This window comes from Meridianimarinicoccus marinus (genome assembly GCF_040689105.1).
GTDB classification, from domain to species: Bacteria; Pseudomonadota; Alphaproteobacteria; order Rhodobacterales; family Rhodobacteraceae; genus Meridianimarinicoccus; species Meridianimarinicoccus marinus.
This window is the reverse complement of the sequence record NZ_JBFBVU010000013.1, coordinates 1-21,228: the sequence shown is the minus strand read 5'-3', so window position 1 is coordinate 21,228 and position 21,228 is coordinate 1. Positions and strand designations below refer to the sequence as shown.

General features: G+C 63.6%; 21 protein-coding genes and 1 pseudogene. 10 read left to right on the top strand and 12 right to left on the bottom strand.

Annotated elements, in window-relative coordinates; genetic code table 11:
* Positions 1 to 35: 35 nt before the first annotated feature.
* From phoB to gmk, 9 genes are all read right to left on the bottom strand, one after another.
* Positions 36 to 707 (bottom strand): phosphate regulon transcriptional regulator PhoB, encoded by a 672-nt coding sequence (phoB, locus tag AB0T83_RS11575; RefSeq protein WP_435891164.1) that lies wholly within the window; start codon positions 705 to 707, stop codon positions 36 to 38.
* Between the two features lie 21 nt (positions 708 to 728).
* Positions 729 to 1,445 (bottom strand): phosphate signaling complex protein PhoU, encoded by a 717-nt coding sequence (gene phoU / locus AB0T83_RS11570; protein ID WP_366193207.1) that lies wholly within the window; start codon positions 1,443 to 1,445, stop codon positions 729 to 731.
* An 11-nt stretch (positions 1,446 to 1,456) separates the two neighbouring features.
* Positions 1,457 to 2,254 carry a phosphate ABC transporter ATP-binding protein PstB gene (gene pstB / locus AB0T83_RS11565; protein ID WP_366193206.1) on the bottom strand — a complete coding sequence of 266 codons (798 nt, stop codon included), beginning with the start codon at positions 2,252 to 2,254 and terminating at the stop codon, positions 1,457 to 1,459.
* A gap of 15 nt (positions 2,255 to 2,269) precedes the next feature.
* Positions 2,270 to 3,622 carry a phosphate ABC transporter permease PstA gene (gene pstA / locus AB0T83_RS11560; protein WP_366193205.1) on the bottom strand — a complete coding sequence of 451 codons (1,353 nt, stop codon included), beginning with the start codon at positions 3,620 to 3,622 and terminating at the stop codon, positions 2,270 to 2,272.
* A complete protein-coding gene (pstC, locus tag AB0T83_RS11555) occupies positions 3,619 to 4,824 on the bottom strand; it encodes a phosphate ABC transporter permease subunit PstC (RefSeq protein WP_366193204.1) in 1,206 nt (401 codons plus the stop codon). Before pstC ends, pstA begins: the two co-directional genes overlap by 4 nt.
* A gap of 83 nt (positions 4,825 to 4,907) precedes the next feature.
* Positions 4,908 to 5,948 carry a substrate-binding domain-containing protein gene (locus tag AB0T83_RS11550; protein ID WP_366193203.1) on the bottom strand — a complete coding sequence of 347 codons (1,041 nt, stop codon included), beginning with the start codon at positions 5,946 to 5,948 and terminating at the stop codon, positions 4,908 to 4,910.
* Positions 5,949 to 6,091: 143 nt separating this feature from the next.
* Complete coding sequence (locus tag AB0T83_RS11545) at positions 6,092 to 7,165, bottom strand: sensor histidine kinase (RefSeq protein ID WP_366193305.1); 1,074 nt, start codon at positions 7,163 to 7,165, stop codon at positions 6,092 to 6,094.
* 67 nt (positions 7,166 to 7,232) lie between these two features.
* Positions 7,233 to 7,766 carry a gamma carbonic anhydrase family protein gene (locus tag AB0T83_RS11540; protein WP_366193201.1) on the bottom strand — a complete coding sequence of 178 codons (534 nt, stop codon included), beginning with the start codon at positions 7,764 to 7,766 and terminating at the stop codon, positions 7,233 to 7,235.
* Positions 7,763 to 8,404 (bottom strand): guanylate kinase, encoded by a 642-nt coding sequence (gene gmk / locus AB0T83_RS11535; protein WP_366193200.1) that lies wholly within the window; start codon positions 8,402 to 8,404, stop codon positions 7,763 to 7,765. The genes AB0T83_RS11540 and gmk overlap by 4 nt, the downstream gene beginning before the upstream one ends.
* Positions 8,405 to 8,748: 344 nt before the next feature.
* On the opposite strand from gmk, the gene AB0T83_RS11530 reads away from it, so the two are divergent.
* Complete coding sequence (locus tag AB0T83_RS11530) at positions 8,749 to 9,417, top strand: PAS domain-containing protein (RefSeq protein WP_366193199.1); 669 nt, start codon at positions 8,749 to 8,751, stop codon at positions 9,415 to 9,417.
* Between the two features lie 73 nt (positions 9,418 to 9,490).
* Here the strand turns inward: AB0T83_RS11530 and AB0T83_RS11525 are convergent, their stop codons facing one another.
* Positions 9,491 to 10,861, bottom strand: coding sequence for a class II 3-deoxy-7-phosphoheptulonate synthase (locus tag AB0T83_RS11525; protein WP_366193198.1), 1,371 nt, complete (start codon positions 10,859 to 10,861; stop codon positions 9,491 to 9,493).
* Positions 10,862 to 11,057: 196 nt separating this feature from the next.
* Here AB0T83_RS11525 and AB0T83_RS11520 point away from each other — a divergent pair, with 196 nt between their 5' ends.
* Positions 11,058 to 12,038: a GlxA family transcriptional regulator gene (locus AB0T83_RS11520; protein WP_366193197.1), complete on the top strand. Its 981-nt coding sequence runs from the start codon at positions 11,058 to 11,060 to the stop codon at positions 12,036 to 12,038.
* 42 nt (positions 12,039 to 12,080) lie between these two features.
* On the opposite strand, the gene AB0T83_RS11515 is transcribed toward AB0T83_RS11520, so the two are convergent.
* Entirely contained in the window at positions 12,081 to 13,154 is a 1,074-nt protein-coding gene (locus AB0T83_RS11515) for a PQQ-dependent sugar dehydrogenase (protein ID WP_366193196.1), read from the bottom strand.
* 201 nt (positions 13,155 to 13,355) lie between these two features.
* Here AB0T83_RS11515 and AB0T83_RS11510 point away from each other — a divergent pair, with 201 nt between their 5' ends.
* The 7 genes from AB0T83_RS11510 to AB0T83_RS11480 all read left to right on the top strand — a co-directional run bounded on the left by AB0T83_RS11510 (position 13,356) and on the right by AB0T83_RS11480 (position 19,215).
* On the top strand, positions 13,356 to 14,546 hold the full coding sequence (locus AB0T83_RS11510) for an ABC transporter substrate-binding protein (protein WP_366193194.1): 1,191 nt from the start codon (positions 13,356 to 13,358) through the stop codon (positions 14,544 to 14,546).
* Positions 14,547 to 14,624: 78 nt separating this feature from the next.
* The gene (locus AB0T83_RS11505) at positions 14,625 to 15,413 is read left to right on the top strand and encodes an ABC transporter ATP-binding protein (protein ID WP_366193193.1); all 789 of its coding nucleotides are present in this window, start codon (positions 14,625 to 14,627) and stop codon (positions 15,411 to 15,413) included.
* Positions 15,410 to 16,120 (top strand): ABC transporter ATP-binding protein, encoded by a 711-nt coding sequence (locus AB0T83_RS11500; protein WP_366193192.1) that lies wholly within the window; start codon positions 15,410 to 15,412, stop codon positions 16,118 to 16,120. Before AB0T83_RS11505 ends, AB0T83_RS11500 begins: the two co-directional genes overlap by 4 nt.
* A 5-nt stretch (positions 16,121 to 16,125) precedes the next feature.
* On the top strand, positions 16,126 to 16,530 hold the full coding sequence (locus AB0T83_RS11495) for a hypothetical protein (protein WP_366193191.1): 405 nt from the start codon (positions 16,126 to 16,128) through the stop codon (positions 16,528 to 16,530).
* Positions 16,527 to 16,904, top strand: a complete 378-nt coding sequence (locus AB0T83_RS11490; protein ID WP_366193190.1) for a hypothetical protein — start codon at positions 16,527 to 16,529, stop codon at positions 16,902 to 16,904. The genes AB0T83_RS11495 and AB0T83_RS11490 overlap by 4 nt, the downstream gene beginning before the upstream one ends.
* Entirely contained in the window at positions 16,901 to 17,914 is a 1,014-nt protein-coding gene (locus AB0T83_RS11485; protein ID WP_366193189.1) for a branched-chain amino acid ABC transporter permease, read from the top strand. Before AB0T83_RS11490 ends, AB0T83_RS11485 begins: the two co-directional genes overlap by 4 nt.
* A complete protein-coding gene (locus AB0T83_RS11480; protein ID WP_366193188.1) occupies positions 17,911 to 19,215 on the top strand; it encodes a branched-chain amino acid ABC transporter permease in 1,305 nt (434 codons plus the stop codon). The genes AB0T83_RS11485 and AB0T83_RS11480 overlap by 4 nt, the downstream gene beginning before the upstream one ends.
* 182 nt (positions 19,216 to 19,397) lie before the next feature.
* Here AB0T83_RS11480 and AB0T83_RS11475 read toward each other — a convergent pair whose 3' ends face one another.
* Complete coding sequence (locus AB0T83_RS11475) at positions 19,398 to 19,829, bottom strand: hypothetical protein (protein WP_366193187.1); 432 nt, start codon at positions 19,827 to 19,829, stop codon at positions 19,398 to 19,400.
* A 279-nt stretch (positions 19,830 to 20,108) separates the two neighbouring features.
* On the opposite strand from AB0T83_RS11475, the pseudogene AB0T83_RS11465 reads away from it, so the two are divergent.
* Positions 20,109 to 21,126: pseudogene (locus AB0T83_RS11465) on the top strand (IS3 family transposase); the annotation flags it as partial.
* Between the last annotated feature and the right edge of the window lie 102 nt (positions 21,127 to 21,228).

Genomic DNA, 21,228 nt, shown 5'->3' with positions numbered 1-21,228 from the left:
GCGGAGGGCTTTCGTTTGACAGGGCGTTTCGCGCTTCAGCCCAGGGCGTAACCCGCACCGCGCACCGTGCGCACTGGATCACCACCGCCAAACTGGCACAGCGCCTTGCGAAGCCGGCCGATGTGCACGTCCACGGTGCGGGTATCGACATAGATGTCCCGGCCCCAGACACGATCCAGCAGCTGTTCGCGGCTCCAGACCCGGCCGGGTTTCTCCATGAAGGTAGACAGCAAGCGAAACTCGGTCGGTCCCAGCTTCAGCGGGTTGCCGTCGCGAAACACCTTGTGGCTTTCGGCGTCCAGCGTGATGTCCTCGAACTCCAGCACCTCGCCCACGGTGGCGGGCCGGGTGCGTCGCAGTTGCGAACGGACGCGCGCCATCAACTCGATCACCGAATAGGGTTTGACCACATAGTCATCGGCCCCGGTTTCCAGACCGCGCACGCGATCCACCTCCTCGGACCGCGCCGACAGCATGATGATCGGCACGCCGCGGGTTTCGGGCCGGGTCTTGAGCTGGCGGCAAACCTCGATGCCCGAGACATTGGGCAACATCCAGTCCAGCACGATCAGATCCGGCGCCTGCTCTTTCACCTGCATCAGCGCCTCTTCCCCGTTCTCGGCCCGCGCCACGGCGTAGCCTTCGGATTCGAGGTTGTAGGCGAGGATTTCCCGCTGCGCCGGTTCGTCCTCGACGATCAGCACCATGGGTTTGACAGAAACCGCCAATTATTCCTCCGTCGGTGTGGTGATGAAGGCGGTGTGATCCGCCTTCGGGCGCACCTCGGTCGGCACCTCGCCGGAAACCAGATAGATGACCTGATCGGCGATCGAGGTCACATGGTCGCCCATGCGTTCGATGTTCTTGGCGATGAAATGCAGATGCATGCAGCCGGTGATATGGCGCGGATCTTCCATCATGTAGGTCAGGAACTGGCGGAACATGGCGTTGTACATCTGGTCCACGTCGCCGTCGCGCACGCGCACGTCCTGCGCCAGATCCACGTCGCGATGGATGTAGCTGTCCAGCGCGTCCTTCAGCATCAGTTCCACCGCCTGCGCCATGCGCCGCAGGTCCGAGGTCGCGCCTTCGATCGGCGTCATCTGCGCCAGCACCGAGGTCCGCTTGGCGATGTTCTTGGCATAGTCGCCCATGCGTTCCAGATTGCCGCTGATCTTCATCACGGTCAGCACGGTGCGCAGATCGCCTGCCGCCGGGGCCCGCAGGGCGATCAGACGGGCGGCTTCGGTGTTGATGCGCTGTTCCAATTCGTCGATCTGGATGTCCTGGCGGCGCACCGTGGCGGCCAGTTCCTCGTCGCGGTTTTCCAGCGAGGTGGCGGCGTCCAGAATGGCGGATTCCACCAGCCCGCCCATTTTCATGATATGGGCCTGAACGGCTTCGAGATCCCGGTCATAGACCGAGCTGATATGTTCTTCGATCACGACAGTTGTCCTTATCCGATACGGCCGGTGATGTAGCTTTCGGTGCGCGGGTCTTTCGGGTTGGTGAAAATGTCCCCGGTCCTGCCGAATTCCACCAGTTCGCCCAGGTGGAAAAACGCCGTTCTCTGGCTGACACGTGCGGCCTGCTGCATCGAGTGGGTGACGATGATCACCGAGAAATTGGTGCGCAACTCTTCGATCAGTTCCTCGACTTGCGCGGTGGCAATCGGGTCCAGTGCCGAGCAGGGCTCGTCCATCAGCAGAACCTCGGGCTCGGTCGCCACGGCGCGGGCGATGCACAGGCGCTGCTGCTGGCCGCCCGACAGGCCGGTGCCCGGCGCATGCAGACGGTCCTTGACCTCGTCCCAGATGGCGCCACGGCGCAGGGATTTTTCGACCACCACGTCCAGATCGGCCTTGCTGTCCACCAGACCGTGGATGCGCGGGCCATAGGCGATGTTGTCATAGATCGACTTGGGGAACGGGTTGGGTTTCTGGAACACCATGCCGACCTTGGCGCGCAGTTGCACCGGGTCGACCTTGCGGTCGTAGATATCCTCGCCATCCAGCGCCAGCTTGCCCTCGACCCGGCAGATGTCGATGGTGTCGTTCATCCGGTTCAGGCAGCGCAGGAAGGTGGATTTGCCACAGCCCGACGGGCCGATGAAGGCGGTGACCGTGTTGGATTCGATCCGCACGTTCACATCCTTGATCGCGTGGTTGTCGCCGTAATAGACCTGCACGTTCTCGCAGTCGAACTTGATCGCTTGCGTGTCCACTTCGCGCTCCAGCATTCTCATGTCGTTCATGTGTCGGTACTCCAATTACCAGCGGCGTTCAAACCGGCGGCGCAGGATGATGGCCAATGTGTTCATCAGAACGAGGAACACCAGAAGCACGATGATGGCGCCAGACGCGCGTTCAAAGAAGGCGGGGTCGGACCGTTGGGTCCAGTTGTAGACCTGCACCGGCAGGGCGGTGGCAGGATCGAACAGCCCTTCGGGCGGGGCGCCGGGATATTCGCGCACGAAGGCCACCATGCCGATCAGCAGCAGCGGCGCGGTTTCGCCCAGAGCCTGCGCCAGCCCGATGATGGCACCGGTCAGGATGCCCGGCATCGCCAGCGGCAGGATGTGGTGAAACACCGTCTGCATCTTCGAGGCGCCCAGCCCGAGCGCGGCATCGGCAATCGACGGCGGCACCGATTTCAGCGCGGCGCGGGTCGAGATGATGATCGTCGGCAGGGTCATCAGCGTCAGCACCAGCCCGCCCACGATGGGCGCCGATTGCGGCAGATGCGCGAAGTTGATGAAGATCGCCAGACCCAGGATGCCGAAGACGATGGAGGGCACGGCGGCCAGGTTCGAGATATTGACCTCGATGATGTCGGTCAGCCAGTTCTGCGGTGCGAACTCCTCAAGATAGATCGAAGCCGCCACGCCGATGGGCAGGGCCAGGCACAGCACCACCATCATCATGTAGAGCGAGCCGAGGATCGCCACCCCCAGCCCCGCCGCTTCGGGCCGCTGGTCCGAGGCATCCGGCGCGGTCAGGAAGGCCCAGTTGAAGCGGGTTTCCATCATGCCTTCGGCGACCATGGCGTCCGCCAGATCGAGCTGCTGGCCCGAAATGTTGTTGTCCAGTTCGGCCGATGCGCGGGTGACGCGGCCCTTGAAATAGCCGTCGACGCGGCCATTGGCGAGAAACTCGAAGCTCTGGGTGGTGCCGATCAGGTCGGGGTTGGCGCGCACGAAGCGCAGAAGCTGGCCCGGCGCTTCTTTCGAGATCATCTCGCCGACCATCTTGTCGTTCAGCCCCTCGATGTCGTCGCCCAGTTCGGTGGCCACGGTCTGGGTGGCCTGCTTGATCAGCGGGGCCACGGCAAAGGTGGTCAGTTTGGCCAGATCGGCCGGGTCGCGGTTGCCGTTCTTGTCCAGCTTGTCGGCGCGCAATTCGACGTCCATCACCACATAGGTCTGGCGGAAGGCTGGCATCCCCTGGCTCAGGATCGAACTTAGCAGCACGATCAGCGCCATCAGCCCCAGAAGCACGGCGCTGAGACCGTACAGGCGAAAGCGTTTCTCGGCAGAATTGCGGCGGCGGGTGCGGGCGCTGACCTCATAAAGCGAGGTCGTCTTGCGCGCCGGGGATGCGGGCGCTGCGGTCACATCGGTCATTCGTACTGTTCCCGATAGGTGCGGACGATATAAAGCGCGAGCACGTTCAGCCCGAGCGTGATGACGAAAAGCGTGATCCCCAGGGCAAAGGCCACCAGCGTTTCCGGCGAAGCGAAATCGGTGTCCCCGGTCAACTGGCTGACAATCTTCACGGTGACCGTGGTCATGGCCTCGAACGGGTTCAGCGAAAGGCGCGCGGCGGCCCCTGCCCCCATCACCACGATCATGGTCTCCCCGATGGCGCGGGACGCCGCCAGCAGGATCGCCCCGACGATGCCCGGCAGGGCCGCCGGGATCACCACCTTCTTGATGGTTTCCGACTTGGTGGCGCCCAGCCCGAATGAGCCGTCACGCATCGCCTGCGGCACGGCGTTGATAATGTCGTCGGACAGCGACGACACGAAGGGGATCAGCATGATGCCCATGACCAGCCCGGCGGTGGCAACCGAGGAGGCGCTCTCGCCCAGCCCCAACGGGATCGCGAAGACATCTCGCAAGATCGGGCCGACGGTGATCAGGGCAAACAGCCCGTAGACGATGGTCGGGATGCCGGCCAGAACCTCCAGCAGCGGTTTGGCCACGGCGCGCAGTTTCGGACCGGCGTATTCCGCCAGGTAGATGGCCGCGAACAGGCCCACCGGAACCGCCACCATCAGCGCGATAAACGAGACATAGAGCGTGCCCCACAGCAGCGGCAGCATCCCCAGGTCGCTGTCGCCGCGAAAGTTCGGCGCCCAGTTGGTGCCGAAGAAGAACCGCGTCCATGGGTATTGCCCGAAGAAGTTGCGGGCCTCGAACAGCATCGACATGACGAGGCCGACAGTCGTCAGGATGGCGATCGATGAGGCCAGGATCAGGATGGCGCGGATCATCTTCTCGACCCCGTCGCGGGCGCGGTAGTCGCGCTCGATCCGACCGTATGTCAAATAGAAGGCGGCACCTGCTCCGGCCAGGGTCAGCACCGACAGCACGATGTTGTTGCCGTCCGTGACACCCGCCAGCGCGCGTGCCAGGGCAGCGACGACCATGACGAAAAGACCGGCCAGAAAGGTCGCCAGACCGACGTTCCAGCCGTGATAGGGCAGCAGCGAATGCATCACCCGGTTGCTGCCACCCGAGACGGAAACCGCCTTTCGGTGACCCATGATGTATCCCAGCACCGACAGGGTGACGAGGATCAGAAAAAGCCAGGTTCCGGGCATACACTCCACCAAAACATTCAGGACCAACAAGGGGAGCGGCGCTGTCGCGCACCGCTCCCCCCGGTGTTCGGGTTCGCGTCCGGTTACGAGCCGGTCGCCATGGTCTCTTCAGCGGCGATGGCGTTCTGGGTGTCGGCCAGTTCCGGATCGGAGACCAGACCGTATTCCGCCAGCGGGCCATCGGGGCCGGCCACTTCGTCCATCAGGAAGAATTCGGCGTATTCCTTCAGGCCGGGGATCGTGCCGATGTGCTGTTTCTTCACGTAGAAATACAGCGGGCGCGACACCGGGTAGTCGCCCGAGGCGATGGTCTCGGTCGAGGGAACGACGCCGGACATGGTGGCAACCTGCAGCTTGGCGGTGTTGTTCTCGTAGAACGACAGGCCGAACACGCCGATGCCTTCGGGGTTCGAATCGATGCGGGCCAGAGTCTCGGTGTAGTCGCCGTCGATATCGACCGACACACCGTCGGTGCGGATCGCGATGCAGGCTTTCTCGGCGGCTTTCTTGTCGTCGACAGCGGCGGCCTTGAACACCTCGAAGTCGCCGGTGTGTTCGCAACCCGCCAGGATCACCTTGTCTTCAAAGACTTCGCGGGTCCCATGCTTGGTGCCGGGAATGAAGGCCGCGATCTTCTGGGCCGGCAGATCCGGGTTCACCTCGTTCCACATGGTGTAGGGGTTGGCGACGACCGCACCGTCGACCACGACCTCGGCGGACAGCGCCCGGTACCAGTCTTCCGGGGTGAATTCGAAGGAATTGCCGTTGATGTCCGAGGCAAAGACGATGCCGTCATAGCCGAAACGGACTTCCATGATCTCGGTCACACCGGCGTCGGCGCAGGCCTTGACTTCGTTCTCGCGGATCTTGCGCGAGGCATTGGCGATGTCGATGGTGTTCTCGCCGATGCCTTCGCAGAATTTCTTCAGACCGGCCGAGGAGCCGCCCGATTCAACGACCGGGGTCGGGAAGTCGAAGTTTTCACCAAAGGCCTCCGCCACGATCGAGGCATAGGGCAGAACGGTGGACGACCCGGCAACCTGGATCTGGTCACGGGCCGCTGCAGCGGTGGCGGAAACGGCAGCGATCGCCAGAGCAGAGGCGGTCAGTTTCACGAAGGTCATGGATTGCTCCTGATTGAATTTGCGTGAGGCGACCCTTTATCAAGGATCTCCTTGACGCGGGGCGTATGCCATCCGGGTCGAGCTTTTGTGACGTTTCCGTAACTGTTTTATGACAACGGCCGAAGTTTATCCGTGACCTTGGGTCACTTGCCCCGCACCGGCAGGCTGATCCGGAACCGGCTGCCTTTGCCCACCGTGCTGTCGATCTTCAGATGACCGCGATGACGGTTCATGATGTGCTTTACGATGGCCAGGCCCAACCCGGTGCCGCCCGCCGATTGCGCCCGGTGATCGTCGGCGCGGTAGAACCGCTCGGTCAGCCGGTGCAGGTGAATCGTATCGATCCCCGGCCCCTCGTCGGCCACGGTCACAGCCACCGCGGCAGAGCCGAGATTCGGATCGCGTGCCAGCAGATCGTACTGAATGTGAATAACCCCGCCGGACCCGCCGTACTTGATGGCGTTCTCGATTAGGTTGGTAAAGACCTGCCGCAATTGGTCCGCATCGCCGCGCACCTGCGGCAGGTTTGGTGCCAGACCGATATCGAAGACCACCCCGGCGGCTTCGGCCAGGGGGCGCAGGCTCAGGCAGACCGACTCCACGATCTCCGGCAGGGTCTGCAATTCGGTGGGCCGCACCCGTTCCTCGGATTCCACCCGCGACAGCGACAGCAGGTCGTCCACCAACCGGTTCATGCGCACCGCCTCGCGCGCCATGATTTCCAGAAACCGGTCGCGCGCGGCGGCATCGTCACGGGCCGGACCACGCAGGGTTTCGATGAAGCCCACAAGCGCCGTCAGCGGCGTGCGCAATTCATGACTGACATTGGCGACGAAATCGCGGCGCATCTGGCTGGCGGTCTCGATCGAGGTGACGTCCTCAAGACTGGTCAGCACCGCCGAGACCGGGGCGCTGTCGATGGGCGTACAGGTGACGCGAAAGACCGTTTCGGTGGCCAGATCCTTGTGCACGAAGCGCGCCTGATGCGGGCGGGCCTCCTGAAACGTGTCGGCAATGGCGTCGATCACATCGGGATGCCGCAGCACCGTCAGGAAATGCCGCCCGACCATGTTGCGGCCCAGCAGCTTTTCGGCGCGCGGGTTCAGGGCGACGATGCGTTCGTCCTGACCGACAAGGATCAACGGCAGGGGTACACCGTTCAGCAAGGCAGACACATCGGTGACCGCGAAGCTGCCCGCCCGTCGGGACCGGAACATCTCTGTGTCTTGCGGGGGGTGCGCCATGGCCGTCTCCTGCGTGGGGTTGCCTGCCGTCAAAGGCGGATCACTGGGCCAGCGGTTCCAGCCCGTCCCGGAAGCGGCGCATGTTGGCCTGATAGCCTTCGGCCGAGCGGGTCAGACCGGCAATGGCGTCGTCCGTCAGGTCGCGCACGACCTTGGCCGGCACCCCCATCACCAGAGATCCGTCCGGGATCTCCTTGCCCTCAGTCACCAGAGCGCCAGCGCCGATCAGACAGTTGCGCCCGATCCTGGCGCCATTGAGAACCGTTGCGCCCATGCCGATCAGGCTGTTGTCGCCGATGATGCAGCCGTGCAGCATCGCCTTGTGGCCGATCGTGCAGTTGCGGCCAATGGTCAGGGGATAGCCCATGTCCGTGTGCAGCACGCAGTTTTCCTGAATGTTGCTGCCCGGCCCGACGTGGATCAATTCGTTATCGCCGCGCAGGGTACAGCCGAACCAGACCGAACTGCCGCTGTCCAAGCGCACCTTGCCGATTACGTTCGCCGTCGGGGCGATCCAGACATCGCCGTCCTCGGGCAGTGCCGGTGTTTCGCCGTTCAATGCATACAGGGTCATAGCCGCTCCTCGAATTCCGTATTCAAGCCGCGCACGAAAGCCGTCAGACCCGGCCGCCGGATGCGCTTCAGCCGTTCGGCAGTCACGATGGCCTGAACTTCAGCTTCGGCGGTGTCGATATCCTCGTTCACCAGCACATAGTCGTATTCGGCCCAATGACTGATCTCGTCGCGCGACCGCTTCATGCGGCCCGCGATGACCTCGTCACTGTCCTGACCGCGGCTGTTCAACCGGCGTTCCAACTCGGCGATGGACGGCGGCAGCACGAAGATCGACACCACATCCTCGGCCCGCAACGAGTTGCGCACCTGCTGCCCGCCCTGCCAGTCGATATCCAACAGGATGTCCCGGCCCGATTCCAGCGCCGCCACAACCGGGGCTTTCGGGGTGCCGTAGAAATTTCCGAACACCTCGGCATGTTCCAGGAGCGCGGACTCGGCGACCATGTCGCGAAACTCGTCGTGCCCATGGAAGAAATACTCCCGCCCGTGTTCCTCGCCCGGACGCGGGGCGCGGGTGGTGGCGGAGACCGAGAAGCCAATCTCGGGGTCCCAGGCGCGCAGGCGCTTTGCCAGGGTGGATTTCCCGGCCCCCGAAGGCGATGACAGGATGATCAGCAGACCGCGACGCTGGGACATGGAAACCCTTCTGGCTGGACAAGACGTGCGGCAAATGACGCGGAATAGCCCATGGGGTCAAGCCCACGCAGGCGCCCGCCCCGTCCGCCGCACCGATGAGACGAGTGGAGAGGGGTGACCCACCCGCCGGGCAGACATCCCGTAAAAATTAACCAGCGCGTCAAATTGAACAACACATTGAATGAAATATGTGTCAAATATCCCCCGCCCCCGGCATGTAACCGGCTTCGCAGCGGAATGGGCAAAACGAGTCTGCAAGGTCAGAGGACTGTGATATGCATGGGGAAAGCGACTTCGGCACAAACTTGACCAATGTTGTGCCGTTTGGAATAGGCACCGCTGACATGAAACATCCGGCGCTGGCACAGATCGAAGCCTATTGGGAGGCCCTTCGCGGCGATCGCATTACCCCATTGCGGTCCGAGGTCGATCCGCGCGGCATCGACCGGGCGCTGGAACATGCTTTCATCCTGGAACGCATCGCTCCCGGCGTGGCCCGGTTCCGTCTGGCCGGGATGCATCTGAACGATCTCATGGGCATGGAAGTGCGCGGCATGCCGGTCACCTCTTTCATCGCCCCGAAGGCCCGCGACCAGATCAGCGACGCGCTGGAGCACGTCTTCGAGGCGCCGGCCCGGGCGCGCATCCGGCTGACCGGCAGCGCGCCGTTCGGCGCGTCGAAGGCCGAGGCCGAAATGGTTCTGCTGCCCCTGCGCAGCGATCTGGGCGACATCAGCCGTGCCCTGGGTTGCCTGGTGTCGCATGGGATTTCCGGCAAGCCGCCGCATCGGTTCGGCATTACCTCGGTCGATCTGGACCGCTTGTCCGACGACGAACCCCGGACCCAGGATTACCGCCAGACAGCCCGCGACGAACCGGCACCGGCGCTGGAGGAACGGCAGGCGCCCTATGCCGCGCCGCGCCCCGTAACCGCGAAAGGCACCAGGGAACAGGCGGACGACAACGCGGATGGCGCCCGACATCTGCGGCTTGTTCACAACCGGGAAGATTGATCCGATTTGACGGCCTGAACAGAAAAAGGCGGACCCGAAGGGCCCGCCATTCGTCTTTCGCGATGCGAAGGCGTCAGAGCGCGGCTGCCGCCCCGGACCCGCCGGAGGCCGAAAGTTCCTCGGCCACCAGGAACGCCAGTTCCAGCGATTGCGACGCATTCAGGCGCGGGTCGCAGGCGGTGTGATAGCGCGAGGACAGATCGTCCTCAGTCACGTCGCGCACGCCGCCGGTGCATTCGGTCACATCCTTGCCGGTCATCTCGAAATGCACGCCGCCGGGATGGGTGCCCTCGGCCTTGTGGATGGCGAAGAACTCGCGCACTTCGCGCAGCACGCTGTCGAAGGGCCGGGTCTTATAGCCGGTGGCCGACTTGATCGTGTTGCCGTGCATCGGGTCACAGGACCAGACCACATTGGCGCCTTCTTCCTGCACGGTCTTGATGAGACGCGGCAGATGCTCGCCGACGCTGCCCGCGCCGAAACGGGCGATCAGGGTCAGGCGTCCGGCCTCGTTCTCGGGGTTCAGCTTTTCCATCAGAACCTTGAGATCCTCGGCCGTGGTGGTGGGGCCGCATTTCATGCCGATGGGGTTTTGCACGCCTCGGCAGAATTCCACATGCGCGCCATCGGGCTGGCGGGTACGGTCGCCGATCCAGAGCAGATGACCCGAGCCCGCCACCGGTTTTCCGGACGTGGAATCGATCCGGCACAGGGCCTCTTCGTATTCCAGCAGCAGGGCTTCATGGCTGGTGTAGAAATCCACCGTGTGCAGCGTCGGCGCCAGTTCCGGCGAGACGCCAGCCGCTTTGATGAAGTCCAGCGCGTCCGAAATGCCGTTGGCCATGGCGCTGTAGCGGTCGATCTCGGCCTTGTCGGTGAAGCCCAGCGTCCAGGCGTGGACCTGGTGCATGTCGGCATAGCCGCCCTGGCTGAAGGCGCGAAGCAGGTTCAGCGAGGCCGCGGCCTGGGTGTAGGCCTGCAGCATCCGCTTGGGATCCGGAATGCGGGCTTCCGGGGTGAAATCGATGTCGTTAATGATGTCGCCACGGTAAGATGGCAGTTCCACGCCGCCGATGGTTTCCGTCGCCGCCGAGCGCGGCTTGGCGAATTGGCCCGCCATGCGGCCGATCTTGACCACCGGCACCTTGGCACCCCAGGTCAGCACCATGGCCATCTGCAGCATGACCTTGAAGGTGTCGCGGATCGAATCCGCGCTGAATTCGCCAAAGCTTTCGGCGCAGTCGCCGCCCTGCAGCAGGAACGCCTCGCCGCGCGCCACCTTGGCCAGTTCGGACTTCAGCGTGCGCACTTCGCCGGCAAAGACCAGCGGCGGATAGCTTGAAAGCTGGCTCTCAACGGCTGCAAGTGCATCTGCGTCGGTATAATCCGGCATCTGCACCCGGGGCTTCGTTCTCCAGTCTGATTTCATCCATGAGTTGGTCATGGGAGCCTCCGCTATATCTGGCCCGCGTTGTTTGAGCCGGCTCTGGCTATAGCTGCTCACATTGGAAATGAAAACACGCTTGCAGCGGCTGATTGCTGCGGACACGGGGCACTGGGGCGGAATATTCAAGCTTCCTCTGGACCCGGCCTTCCAAACCGGGCTTCTATACGACACCTCGACCGCCCAGGACCGCCCGATGACATCAGCCCTACCGCCCACCGAGACGCGGCGCTTCGTCTTTGTTCTTTTGCCGAAATTCAGCCTGCTGGCCTTTGCCGCGGCGATCGAAGCCCTGCGCCTGGCCAATCGGACGGCGGGCCACGCGGTGTTCTCCTGGTCGCTTGTCGGCGAGGATGCGCAGACCGCCACCTGTTCGGCGGGCACCAGCTTTTCCCTCGATGGCGGGCTGGAGGAGTTGCGGCGGGAAGATGTCATCCTGCTGTGTGGCGGGCTGGACATCCAGGAGGCCACCACCAAACGCCTGCTGAACTGGTTGCGCCGCGAGTCGCGACGCGGCTGCACCGTGGCCGGCCTTTGCACAGGCGCCCATGTGATGGCCCGGGCCGGGTTGCTGGACGGGCGCAAGGCCACGATCCACTGGGAAAACCACGACAGCTTTGCCGAGGATTTCCTGGACGTGGATCTGACCAAGTCGGTGTTCGTGATGGATGGCAACCGCTACACTTGTGCCGGGGGCACTGCCGCCATCGACCTGATGCTGAAGCTGGTCGCGAATACCGCGGGCAACGATATCGCTTCGAACGTGGCGGACATGCTGATCTATTCCTCGATCCGCACCGATCAGGACACCCAGCGGTTGTCGATCCCGACCCGGATCGGGGTCCGGCATCCCAAACTGGCGGCGGTGATCCAGGAGATGGAGCAGAACATCGAGGAACCGATCAGCCCGTCAATCCTTGCCCGTGACGTCGGCCTGTCGACGCGGCAGCTGGAACGGTTGTTCCGGCGGTATTTGAACCGCTCGCCCAAGCGCTACTACATGGAGTTGAGGTTGCAGAAGGCGCGCAACCTGCTGATGCAGACCGACATGAGTGTCATCAATGTGGCGCTGGCCTGCGGATTCACCTCGCCCTCGCATTTTTCCAAATGCTACCGCGCGCAATACGAGACAACGCCCTACCGCGAACGCGGGGCACAGGCGGCGCAGGAAGACTGATCCGCCTCCGGCGGGAGTATTTGTGACAAGAAAAAGCGGCGATCACCGCGCAGGGGTGATGCGGTAGGCGGTGCCGTCGTTTTCCGACAGGAACCAGAGGCTGCCGTCCGGCGCTTCGCGAATGTCGCGGACACGGCCGGTTTGCGGGGCAGAGAGGCGTTCGGCCTCTGTTCGCGTGTCGCCGTCGATACGGCTGATCATGTCGAATTTCAGCGAGCCCGCGAAGATATCGCCGCGCCATTCGGGCCAGAGTTTGCCGGAATAGATCACGAGCCCAGAGGGCGCGATCGAGGGGTCCCAGTAAAGGGCGGGCTGTTCCATCCCCGGTTTTGCGGTGCCCTCGCCGATTCTTGCCCCCGAGTAGTGGCGCCCGTAGGCGATGACCGGCCAGCCATAATTGGCGCCCTTGCGAATGTGGTTCAGTTCATCCCCGCCGCGGGCACCGTGTTCGGTGATCCAAAGCTGGCCGCGCGCATCCAGGGCCGCGCCCTGAGGATTGCGATGGCCATAAGACCAGATTTCAGGCCGTGCACCGGGGGCGGTTTTGAAGGGGTTGTCCGAGGGCGCGCGCCCGTCTCGGGTCAGGTGCAGCACGGCGCCGTTGTGGCGCGACAGATCCTGTGCGGAAGGGCGGTCGCCGCGGTCGCCAACGGTCATGAATAGGGTGCCATCCGGGGCCTCGACCAGACGGGAGCCGAAATGGCGACCGCCGGAGCTTCCTTCAGTGATCTGGAAAAGCCGGTGCACATCCGTCAGACGGGTGCCGTCCGGCGACAGGCGGCCGCGCCCAAGGGCCGTGCCGCTGCCGCCGCGCTGGGGCGTGACATAGGTGAAGAAGATCTCGCGGCGGGCGGTGAAATTGCGGGGCACCAGCACATCCAGAAGACCACCCTGCCCCGGCGTCGCAATCTCTAGCAGCCCCGACACCGCGGTTGCGCGGCCATCCCGGATGTGCAGCAGGCGTCCGTCACGCTCGGTGATCAGCAGGCCGCCACCGGGCAGGAACCCGAGCGCCCAGGGGGTGTCGAGACCGGTGACCATCGGCGTGATCGTCAGCGGACCGGCGGAACTGTCCAGTTGTTGGGCCTGCGCGCTGGCAAGGAACCCGAGCATCATGGTCAGGACGGCAAGAAGGCGGAGAGGAGATCGATGCGCGGACATGACCGAAATCTAGCCCGCAAGATGGCGCAAGACCGCAAACATTCCCGTGAGGACCCAACGGAAGCTTCCGTTGCGGAGACTTCCCATTTCCGCAAGGTCGGACTAGCGTCTGAGTCGTGGACTTCACGTACGAAGACTCCAACACGGGAGAAAAACATGAAAAAACTGCTGACGGCCACCGCCGTAACGGCATTGACCGCCGGATCAGCTTTTGCTGCTGGCGAAGAAATCAAGATCGGGGTTCTGCTGGGCTTCTCGGGGCCGCTGGAATCGCTGGCCGGGCCGATGGCCGGCGGTGCGGAACTGGCGATTGCCGAAGTGAGCGAGAGCGGCATGCTGATGGATGGCGCCAAGGTGACACCGGTCCGTGGCGATTCCACCTGCGTGGACGCAGCGGCAGCCACGGCGGCGGGTGAACGTCTGGTGACCTCGGAAGGCGTGGCCGCGATCATGGGTGCCATGTGTTCGGGCGCAACCGGCGCGGTGCTCAGCAACGTGGCGCTGCCCAATGGCATCGTGATGATCTCGCCTTCCGCCTCCTCTCCGGGCCTGAGCGCCGTGGACGACAACGGCTTGTTCTTCCGTACCGCGCCGTCGGATGCCCGCCAGGGTGTCGTCATGGCCGACATCATCACCGAACGCGGCATTTCCGAAGTGGCCGTGACCTACACCAACAACGACTATGGCAAGGGCCTGGCCGACAGCTTTGCCCAGGCGTTCGAAGCCGCGGGTGGCACAGTTACCCTCGTGGCGCCGCATGAAGACGGCAAGGCGGATTATTCGGCCGAGGTCGGCGCGCTGGCTGCCGCTGGTGGCGAAGCGCTGGTCGTGGCCGGCTATGTGGACGAAGGCGGCTCGGGCATGATCCAGGCCTCGCTTGACACCGGTGCGTTCGATGTCTTCGTGCTGCCCGACGGCATGGTCAGCGACAAGCTGGAAGAGAACTTCGGCGATGCCATCGAAGGGTCCTTCGGGCAGGCGCCGGGATCGAACTCGGACGGCGGCGCGATCTACGAAGAAATGGCAACGGCAGCCGGTGTCGATGGCGCGTCGGTCTATTCCAAGGAAGCCTATGACGCGGCGGCACTGATCATGTTGTCCATGCAGGCTGCGGGCTCGACCTCGGGCGCGGATTTCAAGTCCAAGATCATGGAAGTTGCCAACGCACCGGGCGAGCCGATCCTGCCGGGTGAACTGGCCAAGGGTCTGGAAATCCTGAAAAGCGGCGGCGATATCGACTATGTCGGCGCGTCGGCCGTGGAGCTGATCGAGCCGGGTGAAGCCGCGGGCGTCTACCGCGAAATCGAGATCAAGGACGGCAAGGTCTCGGAAGTCGGCTTCCGCTGAGGGAAATTTGGCATGGCGTCCGAGACGACGCCATGCCATACGCCGCCCCCAAAGAGCTAGAACCAACAAGGGCGCGCCATGATCGCAGTCGAAAATCTGCACAGGCATTTCGGAGGGTTTCGGGCCGTTGACGGGGCCTCCCTGCGTATCCAGGACAAATCCATCACCGGGTTGATCGGGCCGAATGGTGCCGGGAAGTCCACGCTTTTCAATGTGATCGCCGGTGTCCTTCCACCGACGTCGGGTCGCGTGACCATGGCAGGCGAAGATATCACCGGCCTGCCGCCGCACGAATTGTTCCACAAGGGGGTGCTGCGCACCTTCCAGATCGCGCATGAGTTCAGTTCGATGACCGTGCGCGAAAACCTGATGGTGGTGCCCGGCGCGCAAGCTGGCGAAACCCTGTGGAACGCCTGGTTCCGACGCGCGCTGATCGCGCAGGAGGAAGCCGCTCTGCGCAAGCAGGCCGACGAGGTTCTGGAGTTTCTGACCATCGACCATCTGGCCGAGGAAAAGGCCGGCAACCTGTCCGGCGGGCAGAAGAAGCTGCTGGAACTGGGCCGCACCATGATGGTCGATGCGCGTGTCGTCTTTCTGGACGAGGTCGGTGCCGGGGTGAACCGCACCCTGCTGAACACCATCGGTGACGCCATCATCCGCCTCAACAAGGAACGCGGCTATACCTTCTGCGTGATCGAACACGACATGGATTTCATCGGACGTCTTTGCGACCCGGTGATCTGCATGGCCGAAGGCAAGGTGCTGGCCGAGGGCACGCTGGATGAGATCAAGGCCAACGAACAGGTGATCGAGGCCTATCTGGGCACCGGACTGAAGAACAAGGTTCAGGCGGAGGCCGGCGCATGAGCACACCGTTTCTGAATGCCGACAGCATGACCGGCGGCTATGGGGCCGCCGATATTTTGCATGCCTGTTCGCTGTCTGTGGACAAGGGCGAGATCGCCGTGATCGTCGGCCCCAATGGCGCCGGCAAGTCCACGGCCATGAAAGCGGTGTTCGGGATGCTGGACCTGCGCGCGGGCAAGGTGACCCTTGGCGGCGAAGACATCACCGGTCTCAGCCCGCAGCAGCGCGTGCATCTGGGCATGGGCTTCGTGCCGCAGACCCACAATATCTTCACCACGATGACGGTGCGCGAAAACCTCGAGATGGGCGCGTTCATCCGCACGGATGACTTCCGCGAAACCATGGATCAGGTGTTCGAGCTGTTTCCGATCCTGCATGACAAGCGCAACCAGGCGGCCGGGGAACTGTCCGGCGGGCAGCGGCAGCAGGTGGCCGTGGGGCGCGCGCTGATGACCAAGCCCACGGTGCTGATGCTGGACGAACCCACCGCCGGGGTCAGCCCGATCGTGATGGACGAATTGTTCGACCGGATCATCGAAGTGGCGCGCACCGGCATTTCGATCCTGATGGTGGAACAGAACGCCCGCCAGGCGCTGGAGATTGCCGACAAGGGCTATGTTCTGGTGCAGGGGCGCAACCGCTACACCGACACCGGCGCCGCCTTGCTGGCCGACCCGGATGTCCGCAAGAGCTTTCTGGGCGGATGATCGGCATGGGAGTCGTTCTTGCAGCAGGTGCGCTTGCGGGCACGCCATCGGAGTTGGCGTTTCCGCCCGTGGGCAGCGCCATGGCCTGCACCTTCACCGAAGCTTGCATCGACCGCCGACCCTGTTTCGACAGCCGCGCGCAGGTGGCGGTTCAGGTGGTGGACGAGGCGCTGGCCCTGATGGATCTGGGTGACGGTCAGGTTCGCCCCGCCCGTATCAAGCGCGAAGGCGTCTGGACCAGCTACCAGACCGAACCAGATCGCGACCATGGTCTGCGCACCGTAATTCTGGACATGGCCGAAGACGGGCGTGCCACGCTGGTGGTCACCAGCCCCGGCGAGGCCGTGGACATGCTCAGCCGCACCGGCACCTGCATTCGCCTGCCCGCGTCAGAGGAGACCCCGCAATGACGTTCTCCGCCGCCCGCCCTGCCCTTGCCGCCGCAAGCCTTGCCCTGACCCCCGGTCTGGCCGCCGCACAAGTCGTCGAGGTCGAATGTGTCTTCACGGTGGAGTGCTACGAGGCCGAAGCCTGCGACGAGGCCAATTTCAGCCTGCGCGTCGGAAAGGGCGACAGCCCCGCCGAAGCCGTGGTGCGCACCCCGGCGGAATCCTTTGCGGGCAAGGTCCAGGGCCATGACAGCACCTCGCTGGTCTGGACCACCCAAACGGCCACCACCGCCCAGATCCTCAGCTGGGGCGCCGATGGCAGCGCCCGCTATACCCTGCACCTGACCGACGGCCCGGTCGTGGTCTCTTATCACGGGCATTGCGAGGCAAAATGACCGACTTCCTAAACGCCTTCATCGTTCTGGCCAATTTCGTGCTGGTGCCGGGCATCGCCTATGGCAGCCAGCTGGCGCTTGGTGCGCTTGGCGTGACGCTGATCTTCGCGATCCTGCGGTTCACCAACATCGCCCATGGCGACACCATGGCCTTTGGCGCGATGATCACCATCTTCGTGACCTGGGCGCTTCAGGCCGCCGGGGTGTCGATCGACCCGCTGCCGACGGCTTTGCTGGCCCTGCCCGTGGGCATCGCAGCCACCGCCGTGCTGGTTCTTGCCACCGACCGGTTTGTCTATCAATTCTACCGCAAGCAGAAGGTGGAACCGGTGATGCTGCTGATCGTATCGGTCGGCGTGATGTTCGTGATGAACGGTCTGGTGCGCTTCATCATCGGCCCCGATGACCAGCGGTTTGACGATGGCGAGCGGTTCATCATCTCGGCCCGCACCTTCAAGGAAATGACCGGCCTTGCAGAGGGTCTGGCGATCAAGACGACGCAGGGGATCACCGTGGTGACCGCGATCCTGACCGTGGCCGCGCTGTTCTGGTTTCTTAACCGTACCCGCATGGGCAAATCCATGCGCGCCTATTCCGACAACGAGGACCTGGCCCTGCTGTCCGGCATCAACCCCGAACGGGTGGTGATGGTGACCTGGGTGATCGTGGCGGCGCTGGCGACCATCGCGGGGGTGCTCTACGGCCTCGACAAGAGCTTCAAGCCCGCCACCTATTTCAACCTGTTGCTGCCGGTCTTTGCATCGGCCATCGTCGGCGGTCTGGGCAATCCGCTGGGCGCCATCGCGGGCGGTTTCGTCATCGCCTTTTCCGAGGTGACGCTGACTTATGCCTTCAAGCGGGTGATCGGATACATGGTTCCGGAAGGACTGGAACCCTCGGGCCTCGTCCAGCTTCTGGCCACCGATTACAAATTCGCGGTCAGCTTCGCGATCCTAGTGGTCGTACTGTTGTTCAGGCCCACAGGTCTTTTTGCGGGGAAAAACACATGAGCCAGACAATGCGCGGCACGCTCCTGTTCCTGCTGGTGGCGGGTCTGATCCTGGCCACCGGGGTTCTGCAAAGCTGGAACTCGGCCCTTCTGATCCTCAACATGGGGCTGGTCTCGGCGATCATGGCGCTGGGGGTCAACCTGCAATGGGGGTTCGCGGGTCTTTTCAACGTCGGCATCATGGGCTTTGTCGCCCTTGGCGGTCTTGCGGTGGTGCTGACCGCGATGCCCCCGGTGGGGGCTGCCTGGGCGGCGGGCGGCGTACGGATGCTGCTGGCGCTGGCCGTGGGGGCCGGGGCCATTGCCGCGGCCATCTTCGCGTGGAAAACCGTTGCACCGGGCCGCAAGCGGGCGCTGGTCATGGCGGCGGTTCTGGTGGTCGGCTACGTCCTGTATCGCCAGTTGTTCGACCCGGCCCGCGCCGCCATCGAGGCCGTGAACCCGACGCTTGAAGGCTACCTCGGCGGGGCCGGATTGCCGGTGGTCTTCTCCTGGCCGGTGGGCATGGCGCTTGCCGCCGGCGCGGCCTGGCTGATCGGAAAGACGGCGCTGGGACTGCGGTCGGACTATCTGGCCATCGCAACGCTTGGGATCTCGGAAATCATCATCGCGGTGATGAAGAACGAAGACTGGCTGAGCCGTGGTGTGAAAAACGTCAACGGCCTGCCCCGCCCGATGCCCTATGAGGTCGATCTGCAAAACGATCCCGGCTTTGTCGAGGCCGCCACGGGCTATGGCCTGGATCCGGTGACCGCCTCGACCCTGTACGTCAAGGCCGGCTACAGCCTGTATTTCACCGCCGCGCTGATCCTGCTGCTGGTGCTGGCGCAACTGGCCCTGCGGTCGCCCTGGGGCCGGATGATGCGCGCCATCCGCGACAACGAGGTGGCGGCGGCCGCCATGGGCAAGAACATCAAGAAACGCCACCTGCAGATCTTCGTTCTGGGCTCGGCGGTTTGCGGATTGGCAGGCGCGATGATGACCACGCTGGACGGCCAGTTGACGCCGGCCACCTATCAGCCCCTGCGCTATACCTTCCTGATCTGGGTGATGGTGATCATCGGCGGTTCGGGCAACAATTTCGGCGCGGTGCTGGGCGGTTTCCTGATCTGGTTCCTGTGGGTGCAGGTCGAACCGCTGGGACAAGTGTTCCTGCAGGTGGTGACCAGTCCGCTGGCGGATGGCAGCCCGCTGAAAGAGCATCTGCTGGATGGCGCTGCCTACATGCGGCTTCTGACCATGGGACTGCTGCTGCTGCTGGTGCTGCGGTTCAGCCCGCGCGGGTTGCTGCCGGAACGCTGATCGCGCGACTTGAAACGACCACATGAACGCGCGGCCTCAGTGCCGGGCGTTTTCGCGTATTTGCAGGGATCAATGAGTTGCGCCAACGGGCGTCGCCGAGAAGGCTGCGACCCACGCCCCAAACGGAAACGGGCCGACGCCCCATTGGGTGCCGGCCCGCCTTTTTGTCCGCAAAACGGAAGTCAGAGCTTTTTCTCGGTCCGCTCCCAGCGTCCATAAAGGTATATCAGGAAGGCCAGCGCGCAGGAGCCGGCCATCAGGTACAGCCCGGTGAACCCCGCGAGCCCCATCAGCGTGGGCCGCGTAAACAGGGTCCACCATGCGGTGAGGAAGGTCATGCAGGCAAAGCCCGTGAACAACAGAAGCACCGACCAGCGATTGCGGCGATACAGCAGCCAGGCACCGGCAAGGCCGCTCCAGACCGTGACCGCCCAAAGCGCGCTTAGCCACAGGGGCAGAGCGCGGACGAATTGCAGCAACTCGGCGCTGTATAAGTTGAGATAGGCGGCAATCCCAAGCTTGACCGCGACATAGTCGAGGACGGCCAGACCATAGAAAATCAGGGCCGCGATGGCGACGGGCCAATGGTGCCAGGGGGCTTTGCTGTTGGTCATAGAACACTCCACGAAGACTTGCGCGAGGTTCCCCCGCACAGGCGCCAAAGTCCAGCCCTTTGCCCGCGTCATGGCGCCCCGAGCGCCGGTTGCAAGACTTTCAGGGCAGCGATGCCCAAGGTCGGACAGATCGTCCGGTCCCAAGGCGATAGAAAAATACCAACTGTCCAATGTGGTACCTGCGGCCAGTTCAATTTGGGTCATTCCAGGCCCTGACCTGCGCCCCATTTTCTCGTCCAATTTGAAGTTGGTTCCGTCCCGAACGAGGAGACGGACAGAATGAAGAGATCACGGTTCAGCGAAGAGCAGATCATTGCGATCCTGAAGCAGCAGGAGAGCGGCGTGGCCACGGTGGATGTGTGCCGGGAGCATGGGATCAGCTCGGCGACGTTTTACAAATGGAAGGCGAAGTTCGGCGGTCTTGAGGTGTCGGATGCCCGGCGGCTCAAGGCGCTCGAGGATGAGAACGCCAAGCAGAAGAGTTCACAGCGACCGTGGCCCCAGTGGGGCCGCGCAAGCGCGTAGAACGCTGGCCGAGCAGATGCTCGAATGAGCCATGTCGCGCCATTGGTCCGAGCGACAATGGCGAATGCGATCCTGAAGGATGTCGCGTCGCGAAAGTGGTAGCGCCCGGCGTGAAGCGGGAAGCGGTGGCCCACCTTTGCAGTGAGCATCTGGTGAGCCTGCGGCGGGCGTGTTCTGTTCTGGGCGTTGACCGGTCGAGCGTGCGGTATCGCAGCGTGCGCCCGGACGATGCGGAGTTGCGCAAGGCGATGAAGGCCGTAGCAGCGGTGCGACGTCGCTTCGGCTATCGGCGCGTGCTTGTGATGCCGGAACGGCAGGGCTGGCAAGTGAACCAGAAGAAGCTGAGACGGCTCCATCACGAGGAGAGGCTGCAGGTGAGGAAGCGTGGTGGCCGGAAACGGGCCCTCGGGACGCGCAGACCGATGTCGGTGCCAGAGAAGCCCAACCAACGCTGGAGCTTGGATTTCGTCTCCGACGCCTTCACCGACGGGCGCAGGTTCCGTGTCTTGGCCATCGTCGATGATCTTAGCCGGGAGCGCCTTGCACTGGTTGCGGACACGTCGCTCTCCGGGCTACGCGTCACGCGGGAACTTACGGCGATCATGGCGCGGCGCGGACGGCCCAAAACAATTGTCAGCGACAACGGGACCGAACTGACCGGTATGGGGTGCTCAGATGGTGCCAGGAGACGAGGATCGACTGGCATTACATCGCGCCAGGCAAGCCGATGCAGAACGCTTTCGTGGAAAGCTTCAACGGCAGCTTCAGAGACTGGCCTGCTGCCGGTTTCGTGGACACCGAGATAAGGTGTTTATGAAACTGGAGAATCTACATGACAAGAAGGATGTTCAGCCGCGAGTTCAAGCAGGAGGCG